Here is a 14,071-nt window from a genome sequence, read left to right as displayed (position 1 = left end):
TGTTCAGAGCAGGGCCCTGGTGCTGTCGCGTTCGGTGACCTGAGGAACGAGCAGCCGGATCTCCGGGTCGTCGCTGCCGTCGATCCTGGCCATCGCCAGGTCGACGGCGATCTTGCCCATCCGGATCGCCGGGATGTCGATCGAGGTCAACGGAACGGCCTGCTGGACGGCAACGTCGGCCGGGCAGATCGCCAGCACGCTGATACCGGTGCCGATCTCGTGTCCGGCCGCGCGCAGACCGGTGAGCACGCCGGGCAGTGCGGCCTCGTTGTGCACCACCACGGCGCTGACCTCCGGCATCCGGTCCAGCACCCGGCGGATGGCAGCGAGGCCGCCGGCGTGCCCTGCCTCGGCCGGTTCGACCGCCGTCGGCCGATCGTCGCGTTCGGCGGCGCCGCGGTAGCCGTCCAGCAACCGATTGGCGTACGAGGTGTGCCGGCCGAGCACCGCGGGCGTCGGCCCGATCAGCGCGATCTGCCGATGCCCGAGACCGGTCAGGTACTGCCAGGCGAGCCGTCCGGCCGCCTCGAAGTCAAGATCAACAACCGACAACCCACGGGCGTCCGCAGGCAGGCCGATCAGCACCGCGGGCCGGCGCAGCTCAACCAGGGTTGGGATTCGCGGGTCCTCGGCCTCGATGTCCATCATGATCAACGCGTCGGCCAGGGACGAGTTGGCGGCCCGTTCGATGCCGCCCGGGTCGTCCTGGGTGAGCAGCAGCACGTCCATTTCATGATCACGGGCTCGCGTCACCACCCCGGTGACGAACTGCATGATCACGTTCACGTCCACGTCGGCTCGCAACGGCGCCACCAGCGCCAACGTGGAACTGCGACTGGAAGCGAGCGCCCGGGCCCCGGCGTGCGGCCGATAGCCCAGCTGCTTGATCGCGTCCTCGACCCGATGCCGGGTCTCGGCCGAGATCGACCGCTTCCCGCTCAGCACGTAGGAGACGGTGGAATTGGAGACACCCGCCGCCTTGGCGACATCATGGATCGTTGCCATCCCGCTCCAGGTTCTCTGCCTCAGGTCCCGATGATCTGATCTCGTTGATCTTCGAGCTTGCATGATAAGCGAACAGACGCCGCGACTGCCGCGCCCGGCACCACGTCGTCCCGGCACCGGGACGGCCGGCACGGAGACGTTCGGCCCGAATATGGAGGAAACCCGTGAAGTTCACTGATGGGTACTGGCAGACGCTGCCCGGGGTGGAGATTCTTCGTCCACGCTGGGTCGATCAGACCGAGGCGGCCCCGTACGGTCTGACCGTCTACGCACCCACCACCCCGCTGCGGCGTCGCGGCGACTCGCTGAACCGGCCGGTGATCACCGTCAGTTTCGACGCTCCGGCGCCGGACGTGATCGGGGTACGGATCGAGCATTTCGCCGGCACCCGCGATCGCGGACCGGAGTTCGCATTGCACCGGACCGAGGTCCAGCCGGTGATCACCACCGGTGAGAAATCGGTCAGCTTCGGCTCCGGCGACCTGACGGCCAAGATCGCCACCGACGGCGACTGGTCGGTAGACTTCGTCGCCGGTGATCAACTTCTCACCTCCTCGACGCCGAACAGCATCGGCGTGATCACCGACGCCGACGGCCGACACTTCGTCCGTGAGCAATTGGCGCTGGGTGTCGGCGAGCACGTGTTCGGACTGGGCGAGCGCTTCGGACCCCTGATCAAGAACGGTCAGTCGGTCGACATCTGGAACGCCGACGGCGGCACCGCCAGCGACCAGGCGTACAAGAACGTCCCGTTCTACCTGACCGACAACGGTTACGGCGTTCTTGTCGCCCACCCGGAACGGGTCAGTTTCGAGGTCGGCACCGAGGTGGTGTCCCGCAACCAGTTCTCCGTCGAGGGCCAATATCTGCAGTACTACGTGATCTACGGCCCGTCGCCGAAGGAGATCCTGAGCAAGTACACCGCGCTGACCGGACGCCCGGCCAGGGTCCCGGACTGGTCGTACGGGCTGTGGCTGTCCACCTCGTTCACCACCAACTACGACGAGCCGACGGTGACCGGCTTCATCGACGAGATGGCGCGTCGGGAGATCCCGCTCAGCGTCTTCCACTTCGACTGTTTCTGGATGCGCCAGTTCCATTGGTGTGATTTCGTCTGGGATCCGGCGATGTTTCCGGATCCGGCGGGAATGCTTGCCCGGTTGCGATCTCGGGGTTTGAAGATCTGTGTCTGGATCAATCCGTACATCGCTCAGCGGTCGGTGCTCTTCGCCGAGGGGAAGGAACTCGGCTACCTGGTTCGCACGACCGAGGGCGACGTCTGGCAGTGGGACATGTGGCAGGCCGGCATGGGGTTGGTCGACTTCACCAATCCGGATGCCCGGGACTGGTACGCGTCCAAGTTGAAGGTGTTGCTGGACGAGGGGGTGGATTGCTTCAAGACCGACTTCGGTGAGCGCATCCCGGCCGATGGCGTGGTCTGGCACGACGGCTCCGACCCGGCGAAGATGCACAACTACTACGCGCAGCTCTACAACCAGACGGTGTTTGATCTTCTTCGCGCCGAACGCGGTGAGGGCGAGGCGGTCGTGTTCGCGCGTTCGGCGACCGCGGGTGGGCAGAAGTTTCCGGTGCATTGGGGCGGCGACTGTGAGTCGACCTATCTGTCGATGGCCGAGTCGTTGCGCGGCGGGATGTCGTTGGCGTTGTCCGGCTTCGGCTACTGGAGTCACGACATCGGCGGTTTCGAGGGCACGCCGGATCCCGGAGTGTTCAAGCGCTGGGTGGCTTTCGGGCTGTTGAGCTCGCACTCGCGGCTGCACGGTTCGAGTTCGTACCGGGTGCCGTGGGCCTTCGACGAGGAGGCCGTCGACGTCACCCGACAATTCGCGCGGCTGAAGATGCGGCTGATGCCTTACCTGTCCCGGCTCGGCGAGATCGTCCACACCGAGGGCATTCCGATCATGCGGCCGATGGTGCTCGAGTTCGCCGAAGATCGGGGGGCGGCGACCGTGGACACCCAATACCTGTTGGGAGATCGGCTGCTGGTGGCCCCCGTGTTCGACGCGGCGGGTCGGGCCGACTTCTACCTACCCGAGGGCACCTGGACCCATCTGCTGACCGGCGAGACGCTGACCGGTCCGCGGTGGCATCGCCAGCAGTACGGTTTCGACTCGCTGCCGCTCTTCGTCCGTCCCGGTACGGTGCTGCCGTGGGGAGCTGTCGACGATCGTCCGGACTACGATCACGTCGACGGGATCACCTTGCGGGCTTACGAATTCGCCGACGGTGACAGCTTCGAGCTGCGGGTCGGAGACGCCGAATTCGTGGTGCGCCGCAAGGGCTCGATGATCATCGCCACCGGTACCGGCACCGGCAAGCCGTGGCGCTTGCAGGTGGGCGACCGGGTCGTAGCGTCCGAGGCCAACCGGGCGGAGATCGCCCACCGTCTGGATCCACGCTGAGGTCAATTACGATCATGGTCCACAGCGTCGTAGACCATGATCGGAGGAGCCGTGTCGTCCGTCAGCCCGCAAGCCGGTGATCGTCCGAACGTTCTGTTGATCTGCACCGATCAGCAACGTTTCGACACCCTCGCCGGCTATGGCAACACCGAGATCGACACACCGAATCTGGATCGGCTGGCCACCGACGGTGCCCTGTTCGAGAACTGCTACGTGCAGGCGCCGGTGTGTGCGCCGTCCCGGGCGTCGTTGATGAGCGGGATGTATCTGCACAACCACGGCTTGTATGCCAACGGCGTTCGGCTGCCCGAGTCGGTACGGCTGCTGCCGACCGCACTGGCCGAGACCGGCTACGACTGCGGCCTGGTCGGCAAGTGGCACCTCGACGCGTGCGCCGACGGTCGTACCGAGGACAAGCCCGCCGGCTTCCGGGTCTGGCAATGGGCGCACGATCCGTACCGCGGCAGCTCGGAGAATGCCTACCACCGCTGGCTGGCGACCGCACACCCCGAGGTGTACGACCTGGTGCTCGGTCAGCGTCGGGACCGCAATCGTGGCCGGACTGCCGGGGTCGCCGGCAGCCCGATTGATGTCGTACCGACCGAGGCGCACTACTCGCGCTGGGTCGGTGACGAGACGATCCGCTATCTGACCGGGGCCCGGCCGGCGGAGCAGCCATTCTTCTTCGTCGCGAACTTCTTCGATCCGCACCACTCCTTCGGCGCACCGAAGGAGTATCTGGAGCGCTACCGGCCCGAGGAGTTGTCCCGGCCGAACACGGTGCCCGGCGAACTGGACGCCAAGCCGCCGATCCTTGCCGAAGCGTCAGCCAGGTCGTACTCCGGGCACGCCGCCGGCTATCAGGACTACAGCGCCGATGATCTTCAACAGATCAAGGCCGCGTACTACGCCATGGTGAGCCTGATCGACGACGAGGTCGGCCGCATCCTGCGGGTGCTGCACGAACAGGGACTGGACGAGCACACGGTGGTGATCTTCACCTCCGATCACGGCGAGCTGCTCGGTGATCATCAGCTGATGCTGAAGGGACCGATGATGTACGACTGCTCGGTCAGGGTGCCGTTGCTCATCCGCTGGCCGGGCCGGATCGCTGCGCAGACCAAGATCACCGAGCTGGTGCAGTGGATCGATCTCACCGCCACCATCGCTGAGCTCACCGGTGCCTCGCTCCCCCGCTGCCAGGGCCGATCACTGCTCGGGCTGGCCGACGGCAGTGCGTCCGAGCACCGCGGGTGGGCGCTGTGTGAATACCGTGACAGCGGGCACCCCTACGACCCGCCGGTGCACACGACGATGGTGCGGCGCGGCGACATCAAGATCATCATCCACCACGGGCAGCCGTGCACCACCCGGAGGCGGACCGGCGAACTCTACGATCTTGCCACGGATCCGGGTGAGTTGATGAACCTGTGGGACCGTCTGGACCATGCCGAGCTGCGCCAGGAGATGACCGAATTCGCGTTCGACGTGATGATCGCCACCGACGACAGAAGTCAACCACGTAAGGCGTTCTGGTGAACATTGCTGGTCGGCAGCGAGGTTGCCGCCACGCGGTCTGCGGCTACAGGGGTTGTGGCGCCATCCGGGCTCGCGACTCGAGCACTTGATCACGCGGGATGACGCCGACCGAGTCCGCCCACTGCTGCCATCGGGTCGCCATCGCACGGACCCGCTCGGTGTGGCTGGCGGAGAGATCATGGCGCTCGCTCCGATCGGAACCGAGGTCGTACAGCTCCCACGGTCCGTCGTCCTCGCGGACCAGCTTCCAGCGACCGCATCGGACGGCTTGGTTGCCGATGTGCTCCCAGTAGAGATCATGATCAACGGCGTAGCCGCCGCGGAGCGCGTCGAGCATGCTGACTCCCGGCAGCGACGGTAGCTGCCGGCCGTCGCGCTCGGTCAGCGGATCGGCTCCGACCGCGTCCAGCACCGTCGGCACGAGGTCGGTGAGCTGATGCGGCGGATCGAGCAACGACCCGGCGCGCAGCTCGCCCGCCGGCCAGGAGATGATCAACGGGGTTGCGATGCCGCCCTCGTGCACCCAACGCTTGTACAACCGGAAGGGCGTGTTGGACAGGTTGGCCCAGGCCCGCCCGTAACTGGTGTACGTGTCCGCGGTGCCGGGGTGGATGTCCGGGGAGTTGCCGACCTTCATCGGTGAACCGTCCGGCGCCGACGGTGGGATGATCAGACGATTGCCGCGGAATCGCTGTGCAGCTTCGGGTTCAGCGGACAACCCTTCGGCGCAGCCGCCGTTGTCGGACAGGAAGATGATCATGGTCTGGTCGCGTACGCCGCTGTCGTCCAGCGCCTGCAGGACACGGCCGACCGCGCGATCCATGGCCCGGACCTGGGCCGCGTAGGCCTCCATCCGTTCCAGCTGCCACGCCTGGTCGGGTTCGTCCGGCCAGGCCGGCACCTCGGGATCTCGATCGTCGACCGTCGCGTCCTCGCAGCAGATGCCGGACTCGAGCTGGCGTTGCCGGCGCTGCCGGCGCAGTTCGTCCCAGCCGGCGTCGAACCTGCCCCGGACCTCGGCCAGATCGCTTTCCTTGGCGTGCAACGGCCAGTGCGGCGCGGTGAACGCGACGTAGGCGAAGAAGGGCCGTTGGTCCGCGGCTGCGGCGCTCACCGATGCGGCGGCCCGCGCACCGATCTCGTCGGTGTAGTAGAAGTCCGGATCAAGATCATCGATACGGATCGGGGTCTCGCCGTCGTGCAGCGTGGTCGGCTGGAAGTAGCTGCCGGCGCCACCTATCGTCCCCCAGAAGCTGTCGAAGCCGCGCCGGGTCGGCCAGCTGGCGTCGGGTTGTTCGCGCTCGTTGGACAGATGCCACTTGCCGGTCATGCTCGTTCGATAGCCGGCGGCGCGGAGCACCTCGGCCACAGTCGCACACCGCTCGTTGAGGCTGCCCGGATAGCCGCCCGGGCCGTCGTTGTCGACCAACTCGGCAACGCCGGTCTGATGCGGATGCAGCCCGGTCAGCAACGACGCGCGCGACGGGCTGCAGCGGGCGGTGTTGTAGAACTGCGTGCACCGCACCCCGGACTCTGCCAGCGAGTCGATGTTGGGCGTACCGATCTCGCCGCCGTAGCAGCCGACATCGGAGAACCCCATGTCGTCGGCCAAGATCAACACCACATTCGGTCGAGGTCGAGCAGCGTCCCGGGCGTCGGGCACCATCGCCGATTCGGTACGTGCCTGCTCACTCACGCCGCTCGCCTCTCGCCGCTGATCACCCGCCCGACTTTACGGCCGTTGATCTTGGTCCCGTCAGCAGAGCTGACGTTTCGTAGCCCGTGCTGTCATCCGATGGCGTCCGGGCTCCCGCGGATTTGGCCGAGCTTCCACGAATTTGGCCGAGGTTCCGCAGCGCGAATCAGCCGGATTCGACGCGGTCGCTCGGACAAGTCGCCGGAACCTCGGAGAGATCGAAGGTTACGGTCTGCGACGGGCCCAGCGCCCCGGCGTTCCTGCCGCCTCCGTCCGATTCCGGCAATTTGGACCGCCAGGGCCGCACTGATATCTTTGATCGTCGCGTCCGTCGGGCAACCAGCGGGTGCACTCAACCATCAACTTCGAGATTGTCAGAGGCTTGCCCCGTGGCGAACATCAAGTCCCAGATGAAGCGGATCAAGACGAACGAGGTCGCGCGCCAGCGCAACAAGGCCGTCAAGTCGTCGCTGCGCACTGCCGTGCGCCGGTTCCGCGAGGCCGCTGACGCCGGCGAGACCGCCAAGGCACAGGAAGCGGCTCGTCACGCGACCCGCCAGCTGGACAAGGCTGTTTCCAAGGGCGTCATCCACTCCAACCAGGCTGCGAACCGCAAGTCGGCCATCGCTACCCGCGCCGCACAGCTCGGCTGAGCTTCGGCACCTGTAAGTCCCGGTCTCCACTGCGGTGACCGGGGCTTTTTGCGTGCCCGCGCGAGCCGTTCGGTAACCACCGGGCGTCGACGCGTCACCGACCGCGGGCTCGGCTGACCGTCAACACGACCCGCTCCAGCGCATACTCCGCATCATCGGCGGCACCCTTGATCTCCGCGTCGGCGATCGCCACTGCCCGCAGCGCGTTGGCCAGGCCCCGTTCATCCCAGCCGCGGGCCTGCGTTCTCATCGTCTTCAGCTTCCACGGCGGTACGCCGATCACCCGCGCCAGGTCGACGTCCCGCATCCCGCCGCCGGCAGCGACGTACTTGCCGAGGCCGCGCAGCCCGGACGCCAGCGCACTGGTCACCAGCACCGGCGCCACTCCGGTGGACAGCGCCCAGCGCAGTTGCTCCATCGCCGGCCCGGTCCGCCCGGCCAACGCGGCGTCGGCGACCGCGAAGCTGGTCACCTCGGCCCGGCCGCCGAAGTACTTCTGCACCAGCGAAGCCGGGATCTCCCGCTGATCGCTGTCCGAAGCGAGTTGCGACACCGCGGAGGCCAGCGAGCGGAGGTCGTGGCCGACGGCGTCGACCACGGCCTGCGCGGTCTGCGGCTCCATCGTCGCGCCGGCTCGTCGCACCTCGGCCGCGACGAACTTCGGCAGATCCCAGGTCTTCATCGTCTGACAGTCGACGACCTCGACCTTGGCCTTCTTCAGTTTGTCCAGCAGCCCCTTGCCCTTGTTGCCGCCAGGATGTACGAGGATCAGCCCGAGTTCGTCCAGCGGCTGGGTTGCCAGCGTGATGATCTCGGCATGCAACTCCGCCGGGACCGAACCGACATCGCGGATCACCGCAACCCGCCGGCTGGAGAACAACGACGCGCTGGTGATCTCGGCCAGCGTGCCGGCGTCCAGCCCCGCACCCTCGACCTGGGAGATCTCGACGTCGGCGTCCTCGTTGCGCGCCACCGCGAGCCGCTCGGCCACCGCCCGATCCGCCAGCAACCCTTCCGGTCCACTGACCAACACCGCCCGCCCGTAAACCTGCACCCGCGCCATGCGCTCATCTTGCCAGTCCCTTGCGACAGTCGAGTTGCTGCCGCTGCCGCAGTCCCCTCTGGCGTCCTACGTTCCGGGCGACCCCCTACCCCCACCGTGGTCACCAGGGGCACCCACTTCAACCCGGCTCCTCCGCTTCGCTGCGGAGCCGGTCTCGCGCTGGGGCGCTCGACGGGCGTTCAAGATCGCCTTCAGACGTTCGTGGTGGCGGCAATCGATCGCGGCCCGCATACGTTTCCGCCGCTTCGGACTTGGATTCGCAACACCAGCTCGGATTCCGACCCTACTAAAACAGCCCTCTGCGGTTCTGGGCAGCGAGGTCGAGGAGTTCGTCGCCGCGGCCGGACATCACGGTGCGGATGGCGTAGAGGGTGAAGCCCTTGAGCTGTTCGGCGGTGATGGCCGGCGGGATGGTGAGCTCCTGGCGTGCCGTCGCGACGTCCACCAGGGCCGGGCCGTCGTGCGCGAACGCCTCCGTCAGCGCCTTCTTCAACTGCCGGGGCTTAATGACGCTGATGCCCTTGATGCCGACGGCCTCGGCGACCTTGGCGAAGTCCGGGTTGTCCAGGCCGGTGCCGTAGGTGACGAAACCGGCGGCCTTCATCTCCAGCTCGACGAAGTTGAGCGAGGAGTTGTTGAAGACGACCAGCTTCACCGGCAGGTCGAGCTGCTTCAGGGTGATCAACTCCCCCAGCAGCATCGCCAGTCCGCCGTCGCCGGCCAGCGCAACCACCTGCCGTTGCCGGTCGATCGACTGCGCGCCGATCGCATGCGGCAGCGCGTTGGCCATCGTGCCGTGGTTGAAGGAGCCGATCAGCCGGCGCTGCCCGTTCATGGTCAGATAGCGAGCAGCCCACACCACCGGCGAACCGACATCGGGGATGAAGATCGCGTCGTCGGCGGCGGTCTCATCGATCATCCGAGCGACGTACTGCGGGTGCAGCGGGCTTCGACCATGATCATCTCCAGCCAGCTCGTCCAGCTTGCGCCGGGTCTTCCGGTAATGATCAAGAGCCGCGTCCAGATGCTTGCGATTGCCGTGTTCGTGCAACCTGGGCAGCAGGGCCGCGATGGTGTCCCCGACGTCGCCGACCAGCCCAAGATCAAGTTGTGCCCGGCGGCCGAGCTGCGAGCCGCGAAGATCAACTTGGATGATCTTGGCCTTGCCGGGGAAGAACTGCCGGTACGGGAAATCGGTGCCGAGCATCAGCAGCGTGTCACAGCTCTCCATCGCCCGGTACCCGGACGCAAATCCGATCAAGCCGGTCATCCCGACGTCGTACGGGTTGTCGTACTCGACGTGCTCCTTGCCGCGAAGGGTGTGCACGATCGGCGCCGCCAGCCGATCGGCAAGCTTGATCAACTCGGGATGCGCACCCGCGGTCCCGGCACCGGCCAGGATGGTGATCTTCCTGCCCTGGTTGAGAAGCTGAGCAGCCTGATCGAGCTCATCGACGGACGGGGTCACCGTCGGCATGGTGGGTGTCAGGGTACTGACACCGGTCGAGACCGCCTCGGCCAATGCCACGTCACCGGGGATCACCACCACCGCGACATCGCGATTCTCGATCGCCGACCGCATCGCCAACTGCAGCACCCGCGGCATCTGCGACGGGCTGGAGACCAGCTCGGCGTAGCTGCTGCAATCGGCGAACAGCTGCTCGGGACGAGTTTCCTGGAAGTAGTTGCCGCCCAGTTCCTCGCTCGGGATCTGGGCCGCGATCGCCAGCACCGGCACCCGGCTGCGGTGGGCGTCGTACAGGCCGTTGATCAGATGCAGGTTGCCCGGGCCGCAGCTGCCGACACAGACCGCCAACCGGCCGGTCAGCTCCGCCTCGGCTGCTGCGGCGAACGCGGCCGCCTCCTCGTGCCGGACGTGCATCCAGGCGATGCTGCCGTCCTTGCGCAATGCGTCGGTGAGCCCGTTCAGCGAGTCGCCCGGGATGCCGTACATCCTGCTGATGCCGTTGGCCCTCAGGTTGCCAACGATGTTCTCCGCGACCGTCGTCACGCGGCACCTCCGTGTTTCCGGGTTGGTCAGGTTCGGGGCGGCCGTACCGCCCGACTCTGACGTCTCGGCAATTACTGTACGGTGTGTTCAGTAATTCGAGAAGAGGTGGATCGTCGATGGCGACACGGAACTCGTCCGGTACCGAACCTGCCGAACCTGCCGACTCACCGCAACCCCCTGATGCTCCCCGCCGGGGGCCAGGTCGGCCGCGCAGTGACCGCACCCGGCATGCAGTCCTCGCGGCGGCCGTGGCGTTGGTCAACGACGGCGGGCTGGCGGCCCTGTCGATGTCGGCGATCGCGGCTCGCGCCCGGGTCAGTCGAGCGACGCTCTACAAATGGTGGTCGTCACCGGGAGCGATCGCGCTGGACGGGCTGGTGCAGAGGACCCACCACACCATCGAGCACGACGATCGGACCCCGGCCGGACAAGCCATCGCCGACCAGATGTTGGCGTTGATCACCTTGTTCACCGAGGACCGGACAACGGCCGCGGCGATCAGGGCGGTCACCGCCCGCGCGGAATCGGACCCCCAACTGGCGCGGGATCTCCGCGAGCACTGGCATCGGCCACGGCGTGCGGCGGCGGCTGCGATCTTCCAGCGGGGCATCGAAGCCGGCGAGGTGTCGGCCGATCTCGACGTCGAGGCCGCGATCGACATGCTGTTCGCACCGATCTATCACCGGCTCCTCGTTGATCACCTGCCGTTGAACGCCGCACTGGTCGATCAGCTTCTGGCGATGTTCAACGGCTTCACCCGAGTTGTCAGAAGGTAGTTAGGTATGGCCCAACCACCTTCTGACAGGTCGGAAGGTCAGGCGGTCCAGACGCCGTCGATGCGGCGACGGACGCCGGCCGGGGCATCGTCCCGCAATAGTTCCGGAAGCCGATCCTGCGGGAAGTCCTGGTACGCGACCGGGCGCAGGAAGCGACCGATCGCGGCGGTACCGACCGAGGTCGTCCCGGAAGCCGTGCTCGCCGGGTAGGGGCCGCCGTGCTGCTGGGCAAAACTCACCGTGACCCCGGTCGGCCAACCGTTCCAGAGCAGCCGACCGGCCTTCCGGTTGAGCACACGGACAAGATCATCGACCTCGTCGTCGTCATCGGCCTGCAGGGTTGCGGTGAGCTGACCGTCGAGCGCTTCGGCAAGATCAACCAGCGCGGTGTCACGGCTGTATTCGATGATCATGGTCGCCGGCCCGAACATCTCGGTCTGCAGGATCTCCGGCTCGGCCAGTACGTTGCCGACCGTGGTCGCCAGCACGGTCAGTTGATCAACGCCGTTCCCGCCGGCCAGCACGCTGACCCCGGCACGCTCCCGCATCCCTTGCACAGAAGACAAATAGCCGTCCTCCAGCCGAGAGGTCAGCATCTGGCCGACCACCCGGTTGACGTCTGCCTTGGCGAGCAGCTCCGGAAGATTACTTCCGGCCGGGATCATCAGCAGACCCGGCTTGGTGCAGAACTGACCGGCGCCCATGCTGACCGAACCGAGGAAGCCGCCGATGATCTCTTCCGCCCGCGTCTGCCAGGCGCGGGGCCCGACGAACACCGGGTTGGTGCTGCCCAACTCGCCGAAGAACGGGATCGGCTCAGGCCGGGCCGCGATTCGGTCGTACAGTGCGCGGCCGCCACGCACCGAACCGGTGAAGCCGACGGCCTGCACGAGCGGGTGCTCGACCAGGGCGGCACCCGCTTCGAAACCGGTCACCAGAGCGAACAGCCCGTCCGGGGCGCCGGCCGCGGCGATCGCGTCAATCACGACCTGCGCGGTCGCGGCGGCCAGTCGCGGATGAGCCTCATGTCCCTTGTGTACGACGCTGCAGCCGGCGGCCAGCGCGGCCGCCGAGTCGCCGCCGATCACCGAGAACGCGAACGGGAAGTTGGACGCACCGAAGACGCCGACGACGCCGACCGGCTCGTTCATCCGGCGGATGTCCGGACGCGGCCCCATCCCCCAGTCCGGGTCGGCGTGATCGACGGTCAGTCCGAGCGGCTCGCCGGAGGCCGCCTCGTCCGCCAGCAGCCGCAGCTGAAAGCTGGTGCGCTTTCGTTCACCGGTCAGCCGCGTCTCACCGAGGTGAGACTCCTCGTCCGCGATCTTGATCAACTCGTCCGCATGGGCGTCCAGCGCGTCGGCGATGGCGTACAGCCAGCCTCGGCGCTCGGTCGGCGACACGTTGCGGGCGATCAGGAAGGCCCGGTGAGCGGCCTCGACGGTGTCGTTCAGTTGCGGAACACTGGTGTCCGGCACGTTCTCGGTCATCGCGGCTCGAATCTCCCTGTCAGGTCAGCGATATCGGTGTCAGGTTGTTGCGGTGTCAGGTTGTTGCGTCAGAGTTGTTGAGCAGACCCCGCCGGGCCAGGTTACTGATCAGGCTGCGGATCCCGAACGTCCAGTCCGCCGCATCCTCGGCGGTGTTGACCCGGTTGATCAGGGCACCGAGCGACGGCGTGCTGATCTTGACCACGTCCCCCCGGTGATGGGTGAAGCCCATGCCGGCCACGTCCCGGTCCTGGGTCGGCGCGAACAACGTGCCGGTGAACAGCACGAAGCCGTCCGGGTACTGATGATGATCACCGTGGGCGTGCTCGACCAACTCCTCCAGTCCGCGGCTCATCTGTTTCATCGAGCTCTGCTCGTGCAGCACAAGCGAGCTCTGCTCGTGCAGCACAAGCGAGCTCTTCTCGTGCAGCTGGTAGTCATCATCCGGTGCGCTCACCTCGAGATCGACCACCATGCTGCGAACATCGTCGAGTCCGAAGCCGTCGTCGAAGAGCCGGATGAACGGGCCGATCGCACAGGACGCGTTGTTGTCCTTGGCCTCGGCCAGCAGCAGCGCACTGCGTCCCTCGAAGTCGCGCAGGTTCACGTCGTTGCCGAGGGTGGCACCGACCGGGCGGCCGTCGGAGCTGACGGCCAGCACCACCTCCGGCTCAGGATTGTTCCAGGTGGACCGAGCCAGCACACCGATCTCCGCGCCCACCCCGACCGAGCTCAGCACCGGAGCCTTGGTGAAGATCTCCGGGTCAGGCCCGATGCCGACCTCCAGATACTGCGACCACAGACCTTCGGAGATCAGAATCTCCTTCACCTGTGCCGATTGCGGGCTGCCCGGCCGGAGTCCGGAGATCTTCCCGCCGATCGCGGAGTCGATCTGCTGCCGAATCGCCTCAGCCTTGGTGGCATCACCCTCGGCCCGTTCCTCGATCACGCGTTCGATCATGCTCTTGGCGAACGTGACGCCCGCCGCCTTGATCACCTGCAGGTCGATCGGGCTGAGGAAGTGCACCACCGCGTTGCGGTCAAGATCAACATCGACACTCTGTGCCAGCACCTCGTCCAGCGACCAGGATTTGCGCTCGGTCGCCGACCGCACTGTATCCAGAAGATCATCGCGATCCAGCAACTCGCTGACCGTCGGCGCCGCGGCGCTGAGGTCGCAGACACGATCGCCGCGAATCACCACCACGCTCGGCCCGTGCTCCTGGGGGTCGTACACCCGCCCGATCAGCACACCACTTCCATGATCAACAGGCAGCACGGCGGTCGGTTCGCAGAGTTGGCTCATCGGTCGGTTCCTCGTCATCCGGCTGGGACGGTCATCGGTCACTCGCCGCCCAGTGAACAGGGGGTCAGTACCCGACACAGTCAACCGTGACGCACAGCGGGCCCCAACG

Annotated in this window: 10 protein-coding genes; 4 read left to right on the top strand and 6 right to left on the bottom strand. The window is 66.7% G+C overall.

Features of this window, described 5'->3' with window-relative positions; genetic code table 11:
• Nucleotides 1-3: 3 nt before the first annotated feature.
• Nucleotides 4-1,005, bottom strand: a complete 1,002-nt coding sequence (locus FOE78_RS09670; RefSeq protein WP_143986098.1) for a LacI family DNA-binding transcriptional regulator — start codon at nt 1,003-1,005, stop codon at nt 4-6.
• Nucleotides 1,006-1,169: 164 nt separating this feature from the next.
• Here FOE78_RS09670 and yicI point away from each other — a divergent pair, with 164 nt between their 5' ends.
• Nucleotides 1,170-3,428, top strand: a complete 2,259-nt coding sequence (gene yicI / locus FOE78_RS09665) for an alpha-xylosidase (protein ID WP_143986097.1) — start codon at nt 1,170-1,172, stop codon at nt 3,426-3,428.
• Between the two features lie 36 nt (nt 3,429-3,464).
• Nucleotides 3,465-4,967 carry a sulfatase family protein gene (locus tag FOE78_RS09660; protein WP_143986096.1) on the top strand — a complete coding sequence of 501 codons (1,503 nt, stop codon included), beginning with the start codon at nt 3,465-3,467 and terminating at the stop codon, nt 4,965-4,967.
• Between the two features lie 43 nt (nt 4,968-5,010).
• Here FOE78_RS09660 and FOE78_RS09655 read toward each other — a convergent pair whose 3' ends face one another.
• Nucleotides 5,011-6,663 (bottom strand): arylsulfatase, encoded by a 1,653-nt coding sequence (locus tag FOE78_RS09655; RefSeq protein WP_210414906.1) that lies wholly within the window; start codon nt 6,661-6,663, stop codon nt 5,011-5,013.
• A 389-nt stretch (nt 6,664-7,052) separates the two neighbouring features.
• On the opposite strand from FOE78_RS09655, the gene rpsT reads away from it, so the two are divergent.
• Entirely contained in the window at nt 7,053-7,316 is a 264-nt protein-coding gene (gene rpsT, locus FOE78_RS09650) for a 30S ribosomal protein S20 (protein ID WP_143986095.1), read from the top strand.
• Between the two features lie 94 nt (nt 7,317-7,410).
• Here rpsT and holA read toward each other — a convergent pair whose 3' ends face one another.
• Both holA and poxB read right to left on the bottom strand, forming a co-directional pair.
• Nucleotides 7,411-8,379 carry a DNA polymerase III subunit delta gene (gene holA / locus FOE78_RS09645; RefSeq protein WP_143986094.1) on the bottom strand — a complete coding sequence of 323 codons (969 nt, stop codon included), beginning with the start codon at nt 8,377-8,379 and terminating at the stop codon, nt 7,411-7,413.
• 286 nt (nt 8,380-8,665) lie between these two features.
• The gene (gene poxB / locus FOE78_RS09640; protein WP_143986093.1) at nt 8,666-10,390 is read right to left on the bottom strand and encodes a ubiquinone-dependent pyruvate dehydrogenase; all 1,725 of its coding nucleotides are present in this window, start codon (nt 10,388-10,390) and stop codon (nt 8,666-8,668) included.
• Between the two features lie 248 nt (nt 10,391-10,638).
• Here poxB and FOE78_RS09635 point away from each other — a divergent pair, with 248 nt between their 5' ends.
• Nucleotides 10,639-11,166, top strand: a complete 528-nt coding sequence (locus FOE78_RS09635; protein ID WP_168207450.1) for a TetR/AcrR family transcriptional regulator — start codon at nt 10,639-10,641, stop codon at nt 11,164-11,166.
• A gap of 38 nt (nt 11,167-11,204) precedes the next feature.
• Here the strand turns inward: FOE78_RS09635 and FOE78_RS09630 are convergent, their stop codons facing one another.
• Together FOE78_RS09630 and FOE78_RS09625 are read right to left on the bottom strand one after the other, a co-directional pair.
• Nucleotides 11,205-12,656 (bottom strand): aldehyde dehydrogenase (NADP(+)), encoded by a 1,452-nt coding sequence (locus FOE78_RS09630; RefSeq protein WP_143986091.1) that lies wholly within the window; start codon nt 12,654-12,656, stop codon nt 11,205-11,207.
• Nucleotides 12,657-12,711: 55 nt separating this feature from the next.
• Entirely contained in the window at nt 12,712-13,962 is a 1,251-nt protein-coding gene (locus FOE78_RS09625) for a fumarylacetoacetate hydrolase family protein (protein WP_143986090.1), read from the bottom strand.
• Nucleotides 13,963-14,071 lie beyond the last annotated feature (109 nt).

The organism is Microlunatus elymi, from assembly GCF_007362775.1.
Taxonomy (GTDB): domain Bacteria; phylum Actinomycetota; class Actinomycetes; order Propionibacteriales; family Propionibacteriaceae; genus Microlunatus; species Microlunatus elymi.
Note: the sequence above shows the minus strand (reverse complement) of the source record. Positions and strands in the feature narration are given on the sequence as shown.

Excerpts from the sequence above, each read along its gene's own strand:
- FOE78_RS09630 (WP_143986091.1), bottom strand. The coding sequence starts at position 12,656 with ATGACCGAGAACGTGCCGGACACCAGTGTTCCGCAACTGAACGACACC.
- FOE78_RS09625 (WP_143986090.1), bottom strand. The coding sequence starts at position 13,962 with ATGAGCCAACTCTGCGAACCGACCGCCGTGCTGCCTGTTGATCATGGA.
- FOE78_RS09660 (WP_143986096.1), top strand. The coding sequence starts at position 3,465 with ATGATCGGAGGAGCCGTGTCGTCCGTCAGCCCGCAAGCCGGTGATCGT.
- holA (WP_143986094.1), bottom strand. The coding sequence starts at position 8,379 with ATGGCGCGGGTGCAGGTTTACGGGCGGGCGGTGTTGGTCAGTGGACCG.
- FOE78_RS09670 (WP_143986098.1), bottom strand. The coding sequence starts at position 1,005 with ATGGCAACGATCCATGATGTCGCCAAGGCGGCGGGTGTCTCCAATTCC.